At 62.1% G+C, this 15684-nt stretch carries 15 protein-coding genes and 1 pseudogene; 5 read left to right on the top strand and 11 right to left on the bottom strand.

Annotated elements, in window-relative coordinates; all coding sequences use genetic code 11:
- Positions 1–108: pseudogene (locus ACQ4WN_RS22755) on the top strand (IS1595 family transposase); the annotation flags it as partial.
- Between the two features lie 27 nt (positions 109–135).
- On the opposite strand, the gene ACQ4WN_RS22750 reads toward ACQ4WN_RS22755, so the two are convergent.
- Positions 136–771, bottom strand: coding sequence for a class I SAM-dependent rRNA methyltransferase (locus ACQ4WN_RS22750; RefSeq protein WP_046682538.1), 636 nt, complete (start codon positions 769–771; stop codon positions 136–138).
- A 188-nt stretch (positions 772–959) separates the two neighbouring features.
- Between ACQ4WN_RS22750 and ACQ4WN_RS22745 the strand changes: the two genes are divergently transcribed.
- Positions 960–1745, top strand: a complete 786-nt coding sequence (locus tag ACQ4WN_RS22745) for a head GIN domain-containing protein (protein ID WP_436553573.1) — start codon at positions 960–962, stop codon at positions 1743–1745.
- A 60-nt stretch (positions 1746–1805) separates the two neighbouring features.
- Here ACQ4WN_RS22745 and ACQ4WN_RS22740 read toward each other — a convergent pair whose 3' ends face one another.
- Both ACQ4WN_RS22740 and purU read right to left on the bottom strand, forming a co-directional pair.
- Complete coding sequence (locus ACQ4WN_RS22740; protein ID WP_034758748.1) at positions 1806–2348, bottom strand: YaeQ family protein; 543 nt, start codon at positions 2346–2348, stop codon at positions 1806–1808.
- A 39-nt stretch (positions 2349–2387) separates the two neighbouring features.
- Positions 2388–3257, bottom strand: coding sequence for a formyltetrahydrofolate deformylase (gene purU, locus ACQ4WN_RS22735; protein WP_436553572.1), 870 nt, complete (start codon positions 3255–3257; stop codon positions 2388–2390).
- A gap of 345 nt (positions 3258–3602) precedes the next feature.
- On the opposite strand from purU, the gene ACQ4WN_RS22730 reads away from it, so the two are divergent.
- From ACQ4WN_RS22730 to ACQ4WN_RS22720, 3 genes are all read left to right on the top strand, one after another.
- The gene (locus ACQ4WN_RS22730) at positions 3603–4115 is read left to right on the top strand and encodes a phasin family protein (protein ID WP_436553571.1); all 513 of its coding nucleotides are present in this window, start codon (positions 3603–3605) and stop codon (positions 4113–4115) included.
- Positions 4116–4162: 47 nt separating this feature from the next.
- The gene (locus tag ACQ4WN_RS22725; RefSeq protein WP_436553570.1) at positions 4163–4570 is read left to right on the top strand and encodes a KGG domain-containing protein; all 408 of its coding nucleotides are present in this window, start codon (positions 4163–4165) and stop codon (positions 4568–4570) included.
- Between the two features lie 135 nt (positions 4571–4705).
- On the top strand, positions 4706–5218 hold the full coding sequence (locus ACQ4WN_RS22720) for a YgjP-like metallopeptidase domain-containing protein (protein ID WP_436553569.1): 513 nt from the start codon (positions 4706–4708) through the stop codon (positions 5216–5218).
- Between the two features lie 86 nt (positions 5219–5304).
- Here the strand turns inward: ACQ4WN_RS22720 and ACQ4WN_RS22715 are convergent, their stop codons facing one another.
- The 8 genes from ACQ4WN_RS22715 to ACQ4WN_RS22680 form a co-directional block, all read right to left on the bottom strand.
- Positions 5305–5898: a PEP-CTERM sorting domain-containing protein gene (locus tag ACQ4WN_RS22715; RefSeq protein ID WP_436553568.1), complete on the bottom strand. Its 594-nt coding sequence runs from the start codon at positions 5896–5898 to the stop codon at positions 5305–5307.
- Between the two features lie 311 nt (positions 5899–6209).
- On the bottom strand, positions 6210–6755 hold the full coding sequence (locus tag ACQ4WN_RS22710; protein ID WP_436553576.1) for an LOG family protein: 546 nt from the start codon (positions 6753–6755) through the stop codon (positions 6210–6212).
- 11 nt (positions 6756–6766) lie between these two features.
- Positions 6767–7540, bottom strand: a complete 774-nt coding sequence (locus ACQ4WN_RS22705) for a tetratricopeptide repeat protein (protein ID WP_436553567.1) — start codon at positions 7538–7540, stop codon at positions 6767–6769.
- 49 nt (positions 7541–7589) lie between these two features.
- A complete protein-coding gene (locus tag ACQ4WN_RS22700) occupies positions 7590–8261 on the bottom strand; it encodes a TetR/AcrR family transcriptional regulator (protein WP_436553566.1) in 672 nt (223 codons plus the stop codon).
- A 138-nt stretch (positions 8262–8399) separates the two neighbouring features.
- The gene (locus ACQ4WN_RS22695; protein ID WP_436553565.1) at positions 8400–9005 is read right to left on the bottom strand and encodes a phasin family protein; all 606 of its coding nucleotides are present in this window, start codon (positions 9003–9005) and stop codon (positions 8400–8402) included.
- Positions 9006–9140: 135 nt separating this feature from the next.
- Positions 9141–12779, bottom strand: a complete 3639-nt coding sequence (locus tag ACQ4WN_RS22690; RefSeq protein WP_436553564.1) for an EAL domain-containing protein — start codon at positions 12777–12779, stop codon at positions 9141–9143.
- Positions 12780–13080: 301 nt separating this feature from the next.
- On the bottom strand, positions 13081–14037 hold the full coding sequence (locus ACQ4WN_RS22685; protein ID WP_436553563.1) for an esterase/lipase family protein: 957 nt from the start codon (positions 14035–14037) through the stop codon (positions 13081–13083).
- The gene (locus ACQ4WN_RS22680; protein WP_436553562.1) at positions 14034–15680 is read right to left on the bottom strand and encodes a GMC family oxidoreductase N-terminal domain-containing protein; all 1647 of its coding nucleotides are present in this window, start codon (positions 15678–15680) and stop codon (positions 14034–14036) included. The genes ACQ4WN_RS22685 and ACQ4WN_RS22680 overlap by 4 nt, the downstream gene beginning before the upstream one ends.
- Positions 15681–15684 lie beyond the last annotated feature (4 nt).

The raw sequence follows: 15684 nt of genomic DNA, 5'->3' as shown, positions 1-15684 counted from the left end.
CCGAATTATCTGGGGTGGCGCTGGATACTCGACGCCGGACGCATCCGCTCCCCAGAAACATTGTTGAAGGCAACCATGGGAGAGTTCCCACACCTTACGGTGACATAGCCTTTTTTTCATGTCAGGAGGCCGTTCTCAACGAAACTTGCTTTTATGCCCCGTCTTCAAATCGAGCGCATAGCGCACGCCGTTGTCCGTCAGCATGACTTCATCGGGCGGCTCTTCGCCGGCCAGGGCGCCGTCGATCAGGGGCAAACCTTCGCCCTTGCGCATCAAGTCGTCGCAGCGCTCGTACACGTTCACGCAACCCGTGGACGCCATCAGCGATTGCACGATGGCCACTTTCCACGCATCGACGCCACCGGCGTTGAATTCGCAGATCAGATAGCCTTGCACGCCGCCAAACAGCTGCACCACCAGGCCCGGCAAGCCCTCGTCTTCGCCCTTGATCAGGGTCAGCAGCTGGTTCTCGCCCGCCTTCTTGATGGCTGGCAGCTTTTTCTCGATGGCGGCCTTGACCCTGCGCTTGATCAGCGCGTGGTCGACCGGTTCGTCTTCCTTGAAGCTCCAGATGCGCGCGCGGATCTGCGACTTCGAATTGTAGGCGGCGCGGGCGATGAACTGCTTCGCCGAGCTTTGCACGATGGCCGTCGAGCCAGGCTTCATTTTTTCTTGCGGCTTGCCTTCGACTTTTTCAATCGCAGACGCGTAAATCCACGATTGGCCCAGCAAGCTCTTTTCCTTGCCCTGTTTGATGGTGATGATCAGCATGTAATTCCAGTAGTGTGGCCGGCGCGTGCCGGTCGTCGTATGTCCAATACCCGCATGATACCTCATGCCATCCTGTCGCAGCCTCCTGCATTCTGTCCCGCCAGCATTGCCGTCTGTCGCAGCGCGGTACGCAGGCGTGGCCGGCTGGCATACCATGCATGCAGTCCAATTCAAAACAGGGAGCAAGAATGACACAGCCACTTTTCCACCCGCGCCATGCCCGCGCCGCCACCGCCCTGCTGCTGGCCGCCTGCGCGCTGGCCATGCCGGCCGCGTCGGCGCTGGCGTCGCCATTGGACTGGATTTCCGGCAACAGCATCCAGGGCAGTGGCAAGCTGCAAAAGCAGACGCGCGAAGTGGGCAGTTTCCATGCCGTGGCGCTGAATGTGCCGGGTACGGTGGAATTGCGCATTGGCAACACGGACAGCGTCACCATCGAGGCCGATGACAATATCCTGCCGATGATCGAGACGGCCGTGGAAAACGGCACCCTGCGCATCCGCCCCGCCAAGCGCAACGCGAATTTCCGCCAGAGCAGCCTGACCATCGTCATCCAGGCGCGCCAGGTGGAGCGCATCAGCGTGGGCGGCTCGGGCAACATCACGGCAACGGGCTTGCGCGCCGAAAACCTGCGCTTCGACGTGGGCGGCTCCGGTTCCATCCACGCGCGCGATCTCGACAGCCGCCAGGTGGCCGTGGCCATCGGCGGCAGCGGCAACTTCAAGGCCAGCGGCAAGACGGAGCAACTGACGGCATCGATCGGCGGCTCGGGCAATATCCAGGCAGGCCGCCTGGCCGCGCGCGAGGTGCAGGTGAGCATCGGCGGCTCGGGCGAAGCGCAAGTGTGGGCCAAGGACGACTTGACCATCAGCATCGGCGGCTCGGGCGAGGTGAGCTACTACGGCGATCCGCGCATCAGCCGCAGCATGCAGCGTTCGAGCAGCATCAAGCGCCTGGGCAGCGCACCCAATTAAACGCCTGCAATGACAAAAGCCCGGATCGCTCCGGGCTTTTTGCGTTTCAAACGGTCAACATCAGCGCGCCGGCTTCACCGGTTCGCGGTCGATCAAGACCGTGTTGACGCTGTCGGTCAGCCAGATCTGGCCATCCTGGATCGTGCATTGCAACTGCATGTTGCGCTGCGCCAGCTTGCTCATGTCTTGCGCCGCCTCGGAAGGCAGGTTGATCACGGTCAGGTTCTTCGCCCGTTCCAGTTTGTTCGCGATCTGCTTCCACCAGATGTGGCTGGTTGCGCCATAGCTGTAGACGATGACCTGTTCCGAACGCCCGCACGCCTTCAGGATGCGTTTTTCATCGGGCTGGCCCACTTCAATCCACAGCTGAATGGCGCCCGTCAAGTCTTTCTGCCACAGGTCGGGCTCTTCCGTATCGAACAAACCCTTGGTGAAAGTGAGCGCCTCGTCGGCGTGGATGGCGAACGCCAGCAGGCGCACCATCATGCGCTCGTCCGTTTCGGACGGATGGCGCGCCAGGGTCAGCGCGTGATCCTGGTAATAATTACGGTCCATGTCGGCGATCTGCAGATCGGCTTTGAAAATTGTTGCTTTAAGGGCCATCGTATTTCTGTCTCGGTAAAGTGAATAGTGAAGTCGGTATCAGCGGAAAACGACCGTCTTGTCGCCATTTTTCAGGATGCGGTGCTCGACGAACCATTTCACGGCGCGCGCCAGCACCACGCACTCGACGTCGCGGCCGATGGCCGTCAGGGTGTCGGCATCCATCGCATGGTCGACGCGCTCGACATCCTGCTCGATGATCGGGCCTTCATCCAGGTCGCCCGTGACGAAATGGGCCGTCGCGCCGATCAGCTTGACGCCGCGGTGGTGCGCCTGCGCATACGGCTTGGCACCCTTGAAGCTGGGCAGGAAGGAATGATGGATATTGATGGCGCGCCCGTCGAGCGCCTGGCACAGGCCGGGCGACAGGATTTGCATGTAGCGCGCCAGCACCACCAGGTCGATCTTGTGCGTGTCCATCAGCTCGATGATCTTCGCTTCCTGCGCCAGCTTGGCCGCTTCCGGCGCACCGGCCGCCAGCGGCAGGTGGTGGAAGGGAATATTGTAGCTGGCCGCCAGCTGGTAGAACTCCATGTGGTTCGACACGATGGCGGGAATTTCCACGTTCAGCAAGCCGCTCTTGTAGCGGAACAGCAAATCGTTCAGGCAATGGCCGATCTTCGACACCATCAGCATCACGCGCGGCTTGACGCGCGCATCGTGCAATTGGCCATTCAGCTGCATGGCTTGCGACAGGTCGGCGAAGTCGCTGCGCAACTGGGCGTCGCTGACGGCGCCGTCTTCCAGCGCAAAATGCACGCGCATGAAGAACAGCTGGGATTCCTGGTCACCGAACTGGGCGGAATCGAGGATGTTGCAGCCGTGTTCGGCCAGGAAGCCAGACACGCGGTGCACGATGCCGCGCTGGTCCAGGCAGGACAGGGTCAGGATGTATTCGGGATGCGTCATGGTCGCGGAATAAGGCAAAAAAGGTGGGCTATGCTCGGCTCAGCCACGCGCGCCGGCCATCGGCTGCGCTGCCGCGAGCCGACTATTGTCGCACGGCCGGGCCTGTAAACCAGCATTTTCCACACAAGCAGCATGGCTGCCAGCGGTGGCAAGCCGATTCACGTTCATTTGATCTGGCACAAAGTCATCGCGATTTTCTGCCTGCCAGGCGCCATTCTCGCACCAAACCGGCATCCGGCGTGGAACCTGGCACGCCATCCGGCGTCTATCTCTTTGCTTGTTTCAGCACACGCCGCATCCGGTGCACCGGGTGTTTCTCGGACCAGATTTTCATTGAGGTAGAACATGTTCACCAACAGTACCCCCCAAAGTCTCAGCCCCGCCCTGAAATCCCACCTGGAGGCCCAGAGCAATTTCGCCACAGAACTATCGCGCAAGCTGTTCGATACGGCGCAGCAACTGAGCGAGCTGCATCTGCGGCTGGCGCAAGACCTGCTGCAGGAATGGAGCAGCGCCAGCCAGCAACTGCTGTGCGCGCGCGACACGGGCGAGTTCATGTCGCAGGCCGCTGCTCAGTTGCAGCCGGGCAGCAACAAGCTGCGCCAGTACCAGCAGCAACTCGGCAATCTCGTCGCCAACGCCAATGTCGAGATGAACCGCACGGCAGAGAACCACCTGCCCGAAGCCAGCCGTACGGCCGTGGCCTTCGCCGATGAAGTGGTGCGCAAGACGGCCGAAGAAACGGAAAAAGCCACGCAGCACCAGCGTGAAATGCTCGAAAAAATGCACGCCACGGGCCGCCACGATGGTGCGGGCCGCAGCCGCGAGAGCGGCAGGCAATCCGATCAGGCGCATTGAGCAGTTGAATTGAACACTAGACCCCACCCGACAGCAAGGAGAGCGACATGGCTAACAGTAATGAGCAGGGCAAAGGCGCTGGCAGCAGCCAGAAAGCGGGCGAACCGGGCAGCAGCAAAGGCACGAGCAAACGCGGCTTTGCCGCCATGAACGAGGAGCAACAACGCGAAATTGCCAGCAAGGGCGGTCAGGCAGCCCATCAAAAGGGCACGGCGCATGAATTCGACTCGGAAGAAGCACGCCGGGCCGGGCAGAAAGGCGGTGAAGCCGTCAGCCGCAACCGTGTACACATGGCGGAAATCGGCAGGAAAGGCGGGGAGAGCCGACAATCGGCCCAGCGCGCCTATGAAAGCCGCAGCGGTAGCAGTAGCGCGGCACGCAGCGGCAGCGCCGAGCAGCAAGCCAAGGCGAGCCGGCAAGGCAGCAAGGACGAGGACGACAAGGGCCAGGGCTGACCTGCGCGCACCGCTTGACGGCGGCACGGGGCGGCGCAGGCGGCCCCGTGCAAGAGCCGGCGCAGCGCGGGGCGCGGCGGTATGGTACATTCTCGCCTTACTGACACCTCCGCGCCCCGCCCCGCCCTTCTCCGCATGCAGCCATCCCTGAAATACCTGAGCGCCTATTCCGAACAAACGCAAGCGCAAGTACAACAATTGATCGCGCAGGACAAGCTGGGTGAAGTCCTGTTGAAACGCTACCCGAATGCGCATGATGTGCGCAACGACAAGGCGCTGTACCAGTATGTGCAAGACTTGAAGAATACATTCCTGCGCAATGCCGAGCCCATCAACAAGGTAGCGTTCGACAGCAAGATCCATGCGATCCAGCATGCGTTGGGCTTGCATACCTCGATCTCGCGCGTGCAAGGCGGCAAGCTCAAGGCCAAGCATGAAATCCGCGTGGCCACCATGTTCAAGGAAGTACCGCTGGAATTCCTGCGCATGATCGCCGTACACGAACTGGCGCATGTGAAAGAAAAGCAACATGACAAGGCGTTCTACAAGCTGTGCGCGTATATGGAACCGCAGTACCACCAGTACGAATTCGACGTGCGCCTGTACCTGACGCAGCTCGACCTGTCGGGCCAGCGCCTGTGGTCGTGACGGCCGGTGCCGACCAGCGTGAAAAAGCCGCCTGGTAAAAGGCGGCTTTTTTCCTGTGCGCCGGCAGGGTCGGCGCCAATTCAGGCTCAGGCGGCGTTCTTGCGGCGGCGCAGGAACGCCAGAACACCCAGTCCACCCAGCAGCATGCCGTACGTGGCCGGTTCCGGCACAGCGCTCACGCTGGCGGCGATATTATCGACCTGGAACGTGTGCAGGGCGCCTTCTTTCCACGATGCCGACAGCAGATTGTTGAAACCCGAGAATGTGTAATCGGCGAAGGTATGGCCGCCCCCGAGGGTAAACGTCTGGCTCACCGTGCCGCCGCCCACCTGATGGCCGACAAAGGTCACGTCGTAGGAACCGGGCAAGCTCACGAAGTCAGCCAGGCTGATCGAGCTGAGCGAGAAAGCCCCGCCGTCGGCGCGCGACAAGGTCGTCGTCGACAGGGCTGTCGCACCCAGGCCGGCCGAGCCCGCGTAGGCGAAGCTGCTTTGATGTGCCGAACTCAACAGGCCCAGGAAGCTGCTGTCAAAATTGTAGCCGCCTTCCGAGTAGGAGGGGAAAACGGAACCGAAGATGCCCGGATGTTCCAGCGCATCGAAGCCGATCGTGGTCGTCTGCGCCTGGGCGCCGCCAGCGGCGAAAAGGGCAGCGACAGCAGTCGCGCGCAAGAGATTCATTGTTTTCAAAATAGCATCCTTTCGAGATGATGAAGTAGCGTGGTTGTGGCAACTTGAAACAGATCGGCACCTTTTTTTGGGAGTCTCTACATCGCTCGTCGGTGTCCGAAATTCCTAATTTTTGAACCATGCCAGTAGAGCACATTAATACATAAAAAGCATCTTCATTTTCAAAAAAACATGCCTCGGAGGCAATACTATGACTGTATTTTTATTAATTAGTTAATTGATCCCGATCAATTTTCCCGTGCAGAAATAAAAAAAGCCATGCACTTTTCAGGGCATGGCTGTATCGCATGGCATCGACGACGCTAGGGTGCGCACTCCTTCAGGCGCTGCACCAGCGCGGCAGGATCGGCATCGGCATTCAGGAAAGCCGCATGCTGCGGGCGGATGAAGCCCTGCTCCCTGCCGTTTTGCACGAATCCCAGCAAGCCATCATAGAAACGGTCGACATTGAGCAAGCCGATGGGCTTGGCGTGCAGGCCCAGCTGGGCCCACGTGAGCATCTCGAACAGCTCTTCCAGGGTGCCATAGCCGCCGGGCATGGCGATGAAGGCATCGGACAGGCTGGCCATCATCGCCTTGCGCTCATGCATGTCCTTCACGATGAACTGGCGCGTCAAGCCCGTGTGGCCTACTTCGCGCTCAACCAGCTGGGTAGGAATCACGCCCGTCACCTCGCCGCCCAGGCGCAGCACTTCATCGGCGATCACGCCCATCAGGCCCACCTTGCCGCCGCCATACACCAGTGAAATATTTTCTGCCACCAGCACGCGCGCCAGTTCGCGCGCCGCCACGGCATAGTCCGGTGAGACGCCCGCATTGGCGCCACAATACACACATAAAGCCTTGATCACAGTCGTCCTTATTCTTTCAATTCATCGATCGCCGCCTCGACCTCGAGGCGTTCCTTGGCGTCCAGTGCCACGCACTCGGCCGCCTTTTCATACAGGGCCAGCGCTTCCGCCAGCTTTTTCTTTCCGTCAAGCATGTTCAAGGCGCGCGCATATTCGCTGTGCGCCAGCGCCGAATACGGCATCAGGGCGAGTGCCGTCTTGAAGTGCTGATAGCCATCTTCCTTGTTGGCGCCGTAGGTCAGGCTGCCGATCATGGCACCGACCTTGTCGATAATTTCCGTATGATAAATCCCAAACGCAATATGCGCTTCCGCATGCATGGGCGCCACCGTCATCGTGCGGTCCAGGCTGTTGCGCACGCGCGCCCCCATGCCCTGCGCCAGGGCCTTGACAACGGACGTGCCCAGCGCGTAGCGGCCCAGGCTGTAGGCATGCCAGTAGTAGCCTGCCGGGTTGTCTGGCTGCTCGATCTGCTGACGCTCGCAGCGCTCCGCCACTTCTTCGTACATATCGAGTTTCTGGCTGTCGTTCACTTCCAGGTGCGTGGCGTAGAGGCAGGTCGCCTTGTGCGCCACCGCATAGCCGGGCACGCCAACGGCCAGGCCCAGCTTCACGGCGCGTTCGAAGTCGCCCGCATGGAAGGCCAGCCAGGCCTGCACCAGCGCCGCGTGCGTGGGAAACGGTTCCACATCGCCCGCATGCAGGCGCGCCCAAGCCGCCTCCAGGGTCTGCGGTGTGTAGACATAGGCTGCGTCCGGATAGGGAAATTGTTTCCAAGCCATACATATCTCCTGTAAATGACGACCTGCCGCCTTGCCGCCAGCGGCCGTGTCAGTCGTTCTTGAGTTTGGTCACATACTCTTCCGACAGTTTGCGAAACAGCAAATGCGTTTCATTGCGCAAATACGGCCCGATCAGGGACAGCACCTGGTAGCAGCCGCGCGCCAGCGCATCGGACATCGATTGCTGCTCGCTGTACTTGCGCGGGTTGCGCACATATTCATACGACAGCCAATAGGTGGCGACAACCACCATATTCGTCGCCATCGCAGCGACTTCCATGTCCGACGCGTCCAAAGACTGTTCGCTGCGCAAATCTTCGCACAGTTGCGTGGCCACCTTGATCTTGTGCGCCAGGATCAGCTTGAAGTGCAGTTCCAGCTTGCGGTTGCGCGACAGCAAATCATTGAGGTCACGATAGAAAAAGCGGTAGCGCCAGATCAGTTCGAACATCAGGTGCAGGTACAGCCAGACATCCTCGATATTCGAACGGCGCCCGTCAGGCACGGTCAGGATGCGTTCGATTTCCGCCTCGAACTGGACGAAGATCGAATTGACGATGTCATCCTTGTTACGGAAGTGGTAATACAGGTTTCCCGGCGAAATATTCATCTCTTCCGCAATCACGGTCGTCGTGATATTCGGCTCACCAAACTCATTGAACAGGCGCAGCGACAACTCCAGGATGCGTTCGCGGGTACGGCGTGGTGCTTTTTGTGGCATGGCGGGCAATCTCTCTGTGTTCTGCCACAAGCATACCACCTAAGATAGCCGTAATGAAACACTCCGCCCCACGGCGCCGGCGAAAAACGCAGGCCAAAAAAAGCCTGCGCGAGCAGGCTGGAGGAATGCCGCGCCGACTCAGGCCGGCGGTGTTTTTTTCTTCGCTGCAGCTCTCGCGGCGGGTTTGCTCACCGCTTTGCTCACTGGCTTGGCTGCGGCGCTCGGCGCGGCCTTGGCTGCCGGCTTGGCGGGGACCTTGGCGACGGCCGCCTTCGGTGCTGCTTTCAGCGCGGCTTTCGGCGCCGCCTTCACGGCAGGCTTGGCCACGGCCTTCGGTTTGGCTGCCGGTGCTGCTTTGCCCGACAGCGCTGCCACCTGCGCGCTCAAGGCATCGATCTTGGCATGCAGCGCGGCGATATCGTTTTGCATCGGCACGCCGATAGTGGCCAGGGCGCGCGCGACGCGCTCTTCAAATACTTGTTCGAGCTTGTCCCAGGAACCGCTGGCCTGCTTGCCCACGCCATCGGCCAGTTTGCCGACGCTGTCGCTGACATCGGCCACCTTGTCTTCGGCGCGCTTCTGGAATTGCGTGCCTTCCTTCACCAGCTTGGAAAACACGCGCCCGCCCTCTTCCTGCGCCTTGGCGAAGGCACCGAGGCCCGCTTGCCAGATCTGCTGCGCGGACGAGCGCGCGGCACTCGCCAATTCCTTGTCTTGCGTCAACTCCTTCAATTTCCTCACCATCGCCCGCTCCCGTCGTATGAAAGGCCATGCCACTTCATGGATGCTTTTTATTCTAGAGAGCAAAACTAGAGACGGGTATCTAATTCGATAGAAAGCTGCTTCTAAACGTGCGTCAGCGCACGCAGTGGCAAACGCCTAGGCAGCCGCTTTCACCGGGCCATGCAGCAGCTTGTGCAGGCGGAAGCCTTCGCGGATGTTCTCGCGCAGCACGGCGCCTTTCCACGGCTTGGTATAGAAACGGTCAATGGCGCCCCGGTTGATGGCCGCCATGATGGGGGTCAGGTCGGCAAAGGCGGACAACATGATGCGGAAGGTGTCGGGGCACAGGTGCTTGACACGCTCCATGAATTCGGTGCCGCTCATGAGCGGCATGCACTGGTCGCACAGGATCACCTGCACCTTGTGGCGCGCCAGGATATCGAAACCTTCGGCGGCCGTCTGCGCCGTGAGGATGCGGTAGCCGTCCTGCGCCAGGAAGTCACTGAGCACGTCGAGCATGAAGACATCGTCGTCGACGATCAGCAAGGTCTGCGGCTCTTCGCCATCGGCATCCTGCGGTGCCTGCAGCAGCTTGCCGCCCATCAGCATCTGCTCGAATTCTTCCTGCGGCACGGGGCGGCTGAAATAATAGCCCTGCATCTCGTCGCAACCGTGGCGCCGCAGGTAGGCCAGTTGCGCATCGCTTTCCACGCCTTCGGCGATCACTTCCAGCGTCATGCTATGCGCCATGCTGATAATGGCCAGCACGATGGCCGCGTCGTCCGGATTGCTGGTCACTTCGCGCACGAAGGCGATGTCGATCTTCAGCTTGTCGATGGGGAAGCGCTTCAGATAGGCAAGGCTGGAATAGCCGGTACCAAAATCGTCGATGGAAATCTGGATGCCCAGCGCCTTCAGGTTGCGCAGCACGGCGATGGTTTCCTCGGCGTTCGACATCAGCGAGCTTTCCGTCAGCTCCAGCTCCAGCAGGTCGGGCGCGATATCGTACTTGCTGATCGCCTTGAGCACCTCTTCTTCCAGGCCGCCGACGAAAAACTGGATGCCCGACACATTCACGGACAGGTGCACGGGGCCGATGCTGCTGGCGCCCCACTCGCTGATCTTCTTGCAGGCCTCGTCAAGCACCCAGTTACCGACGCGCACGATCAGCCCTGTTTCTTCCAGCAGGGGGATGAACAGGGCCGGCGAAACCATGCCGTGGCCGGGGCGGCGCCAGCGTATCAGCACCTCGGCGCCGCTGATGCGTCCCGAGATGATATTCACCTTGGGCTGGAAGAACAGCACGAATTCCTCGTTGTCGATGGCACGCCGCAGGGCATTTTCCATGTCCAGCCGCGCCATCGATTGCGCATTCATTTCCGCCGTGAAGAAGCGGAAGGCATCGCGCCCGGCCTCCTTGGCGCGGTACATGGCCGTGTCGGCATATTGAATCAGGGTGTCCGCATCGACGCCGTCTTCTGGGAACACGGAAATGCCGATGCTGACCGTCACCGTCACCTCGTGTCCCTGCAAGTCGAAAGGCTTGCGCATCGCTTCGCGGATCTTGTCGACCACACCCACGGCATGCTGGGCGCCTTCGGGCAGCACCAGGATGGTGGCAAATTCATCGCCGCCAAAGCGGCCAATGGTATCGCGCACACGCAGGCAATCGACCAGGCGGCTGGAAAACTGGCGCAGCAAGTCGTCGCCGAGAGTGTGGCCCAGGGTATCGTTGATATTCTTGAAGCGGTCGATGTCCATGAACAGCACGGCCACGGCCCACTGGTGTTCGGCCGCCTGGGACAGCGAATGGGTCAGCGAGGCGTAAAACTGGCTGCGGTTCGGCAAGCCCGTCAAGGTATCGAAATGGGCCAGCTTCATCAGGCGCTGCTCGGCATCCTTGCGCTCGGTGATGTCGCGCGCCACGGCCACCAGAATCCAGCTCTCCCCCGAGCGCAGGGTGCGCCGCTGCACTTCCACCGACAGTGGCGAACCATCCTTGCGCTGCAGCTGCAATTCCGTCATCGGGCCGCCCTGATCGCCCGCCAGCAGCTTGTTGTACAACTCTTCCAGCTGGGTCTCGCCCTCGTTCGCGCGCCCCGGCCCCACGCGCAGGAAATCCTCGCGTTCAAAGCCCAGCATGCGACAGGCAGTCTGGTTCACGTCGACGAAACACCTGCCGGCGCGGTCGACGAGGAAAATCGCGTCGGCCGTGGCATCCATCGCCAGACGGAAGCGGCGCAAGTCTTCATCGAGGCGGATACGCGCCGCCATGTCCAGGGTCAGCTGCTCGTGGTGGCGCTTGATCTCGTCGTACAGCAGCAGGTTGTCGTAGGCGACGGCGATCTGCGCCGCCACCGTGGCAGCCACCCGCTCGTCGACTTCGGAAAACTCATTTGCCCCCAGCTTGTCGACCAGGTACAGCCAGCCGTGACTGCGCTCGCGCGAGGCGATGGCGACGCCCAGGAAGGAGTGCACGGGCGGATGGGTGTCGGGCAGGCCCAGTGCGCCGGGGTCACCTTTCAGGCCATTGACACGGTAGGGCTGGCGCTGTTCCAGCAAGCGGTTCAGGATGCCCGTGCGCGGCGCGCCGGCGATGCGTTCGATGTTTTTCTCTGCGCCGCAGGAGGAAAAATAACTGAGCTTTTCGGCGCCCTCCTCCAGCACGCCGATGCAGGCGTACTTGGAGACGCAGATATTCTGCGCCACCTTGCAGCCCGCCTCGATCAAGGCGCGCGGATCGCGTTCCGCACCGAGCTCGATGCCCAGCTCGATCAGGGCCGTCAGGCGCAGGCTCACCGCCTGCAGGCTCGACAGAGAACGCGACAGCCGCTCCGTCATGATGCCCAGGTCTTCTGGCATGGCGGCATGGCCTTCGCGCTGACTGGCCAGCTGCGAAATCTGCTGGCTGCTGGACTCGACTTCGTCGAGGTAGCCGCTGACCTGGTGCTCGATGCCGGCCAGCTGGCCAGTGGCGGAAGGGGCCGCAGCACCACCCGCGCCCGGCACGGCGGGCACCTGGGAAGCCGCTGGCATCAGTCCCAGCGCCTCGTTGACCGTGCGCACGATGATCTCCGGGTCGGACGGCTTGGGCAACACCCAGCGCACGCCGCACGCCTGCGCCAGCAAGATCGCTTCCTGCTCGCGGTAGGTGGCCGTATAAAAAATAATGGGCACGTCGGTCAGCGCGGGATCGGCATGCACGCGCGTGACGAATTCGTAGCCGTCCATGTTCGGCATGAGGATGTCGGAGATGATCAGGTCCGGCCGCTCGGTACGCAGCACTTCCAGCGCGTCGGCACCATTGGCCGCCTCCAGCAGGCGGTGGCCGCCGTAGCCCAGCAACGCGGTCAGGAACTCGCGGTTCAGCACATGATCGTCAACGATCAAGATGGTAGCTATGTCGTTTTTAACTGGCGTCGACGGCGCCCCGGGTAAAAAAGATTCCAGCTCCGCCACGAACAGGTCCGGCTCGATCGGCTTGCCGATATAGCCATTGAAACCCGCTTCGAGCAGGCGTTCGCGGTCGCCCACCATGGCCAGCGCCGTCACGGCCAGGGCCGGGATCTTGCGCAGCAGCGGGTCTTTCTTCAGCTCGGCCACCACGCCATAGCCATCGAGCTTGGGCAAATGCACGTCGCAGATGATCAGGTCCGGCAATTCGCTGCGCGCCATGCGCACGCCCTCTTCGCCGTCATAGGCGGCCAGCGGCGTGTACCCGAAGGCACGCAACAGGTACACCATCAATTCCATATTGGTGGCGTTATCTTCGATAATCAGGATACGTGCGGACAATTAGCACCCCCCATGAAAACTGCATAGTCTCATTTTCTGCCTGCACCCATCTTTCCGCTTGCGCGCCAACATGCTAATCCTACAACATACTGCCATGCATCCCTGCAAATATATCGCATGCGGATGCGCGTGGCGCTGCGCATGCGGCCTCGGCAATCATTGCTGACCGTCACCTTCGTGATGCTAGCTTAATACAGGACGCCAGTGGAAAACAGCATTATCTGTCCCTTGCGCCGTGAAATACAGGCAACAGCAGAGTCAAAAGAGACAGTCTTGCCACGCGAACAAAACACAACAGGACTCAGGCGAAATGGGTGGCGGAGGGGGGCTGGGCGACTTCTTTCTTGATAGTAATTTCTTCCAGCAGTTGACGCAGCACGCGCGCATCGCTGGCCAGCGCCACATGGCCGATGCCGCCAAAGGCGAGATTGCGCGCGCCGGGCAGCTGCGCGGACGACTGTGGCGCGACGATATTATCGTGATGCGAATACATCGACGTGATCAAGGCGCGCGTTTCCGGCGTCTCGCTGGCGGCCAGCTGCGCCAGCCAGCCGCTGGGTGCGCCACCGATACGGCTCATCTGGCGGGCATTGGCCCCCGCCGCCAGGCTCGCCAATTCCGTGCCGTGGTGTGGCGTGCCAATGGTGATGATGCGCGCCACGCGGGCTGCGCCGTAATGACGCAGCCAGGCGCGCGCCACCAGGCCGCCCATGCTGTGGGCCACCAGAATGACTTGCCCGCTGCCCGTGCGGGCGCACAGCCGGGTAATGGCTTGCTCGACTTGCGGCACGAAACCCTCAATATCGGCGACTATCGGCTCCAGGTCGACGGCATCATGCGCGATGCCGGCTCGCGCCAATTGACGGCTCAGCTGGGTCCAGTAGCCGCGGTTGCACACATAGCCGTGCACCAGCAGCACTGGCAGACACTGGCCTGTGATGGTGTCGGCCGCATGCAGGCGCGGACGCAGCATGCCCCACGACGAGGTCCACAAGGTAGCGCGCAATTCGCCCAGGAACAGGCGCGCGACGCCCAGCGCATCCAACTGATATTGCACTGGCACGGGGCTGCTGGCGCGCCGGCTCTGCCAGAAATTGCGCGCCACGATCAGCGCGCGCATGGCCAGCAGCATGGCGACCGCCAGCAGCACGGCCATGGCGGGCGAAGCGACGCCCCACGCCTGCATGGCCAGGCAGGCAAACCCCAGCACGGCCAGCACCTGCAGCAGCATCAGCCACTTGAGGATGCGCGCGATCATGCAGAGGCTGGGGCGGCGACAGGCATGGGCACGGGTGCCGGCTTGCCCGTCAACGCCTGCGCCAGGCCGCTGGCCAGGCGCGCGGCCAGCGCATAGATCGTCAGTTGCGGATTGGCACCGATCGAGGTGGGGAACAGCGAACCGTCGTGCACCGACAGGTTGCGCACGCCGTGGTAGCGGCCATCGGCCCCCGTCACGCCCAGGCGCGCATCGTCCGACATGGCGCAGCCGCCCATCACGTGGGCCGACACCACGCGCGCCAGCAGCGCTTTGAGTGGCAAGCCGTTGATGGCCTGCTTCGCCTGCGCCCAGCTCGTATAGTGGCTGGCCAGCTCGTGCACGGGATACACGCTTTTCGCGCCGGCGGCGAACTGGATTTCCGCCATCGACAGCAGCGCGCGCCGTACGCCATCCCAGATAAATGGCGTGAGCGGATAGTCGAGCACGGGCGCGCCGAAGCTGTCGATTGACACGCTGCCGCCCGCCGAATCGTGGTGAAAGCCGTCGCGCAGCAGCGCCAGCAAGCCGTGCGCATGGGGGAATTCGCGCATGGTACGCGCATGCTCATCGCCGAAGCCGCCCATGGTGGTGGCCATCAGCAGCGGGTGCAAAGGCGGCGCTTCGAGCTTGTAGCCGATAGGCCCATCGATCGGCGCCACGTGCAGGAAATGGTCGGAATAAATCGTTTGCGGCGCGCCCGCATAGGCGTCGACGCGCTGCTTGAACAGGCCCGCCGAAATCACCGTCGGATGCAGGAAAGTACGCCGCCCCAGCAAGCCGTGCGGGTCGGGCGCCTGCGAGCGCAGCAGCAGCGCTGGCGAGTTGATGGCGCCGCCGGCCAGCACAAAATGTTTGGCGCGCAGCGTGAGGCGCACGCCCGTGGGTACCTGCCCGGCCGCGTCCAGCGCCGTCACTTGCAGGCTGTCGATGCGCTCGCCCTTGAAGGTGAAACGCTCGGCGCGCGCATGCACGAGCAGGCCCGCACCCAGCGCCAGCGCCGCGGGGATCGTCGTCACCAGCATCGACTGCTTGGCATTCGTCGGGCAACCCATGCCGCAGTAACCGAGGTTCCAGCAGCCGTTCACATTGCGCCGGATGGCGGCCGTGGGGATGCCCAGCGCCGTGGCGCCACGGCGCAGCAGATCGTTGTTTTCATTGGGCGGCGCGGCCCAGTCGCTCACGTGCAGGCGTTTTTCCATCATGGCGAACCACGGTGCCATGGCGTCCACCGAGTAGCCGGACAAACCAAAATGCTTGCGCCAGTATTCCAGGGTGCCGGGCGGCGTGCGGAAGCTTGAGGTCCAGTTGACGGTGGTCGAACCGCCTACCGTGCGCCCCTGCAGGATGTTAATGGCCTTGTCGCGCGTCTTGCGCGCGGCCGATTCCTGGTACAACGCGGGATAAGCGTCCGCTTCGCGCATCTTGAAGTCTTGCGAGGACTTCAGGCCGCCCTCTTCGACAAGCAGCACTTTGAGGCCGGCCAGCGCGAGGATTTCCGCCGTCACGCCGCCACCGGCACCGCTGCCGATGACGACGACATCGGCCTCCAGGGTACGGTCGGCGGCCAGGGCGCTGGCGTCGGTGACGTTCCAGCCGGCTGCAAGGCCGATGGCGATGGGGTCGGGTATGGGGGATGTGCTCATGGAT

It is taken from the genome of Janthinobacterium pasteuri (assembly GCF_051380775.1).
Lineage (GTDB): Bacteria > Pseudomonadota > Gammaproteobacteria > Burkholderiales > Burkholderiaceae_D > Janthinobacterium.
Note: the sequence above shows the minus strand (reverse complement) of the source record. Positions and strands in the feature narration are given on the sequence as shown.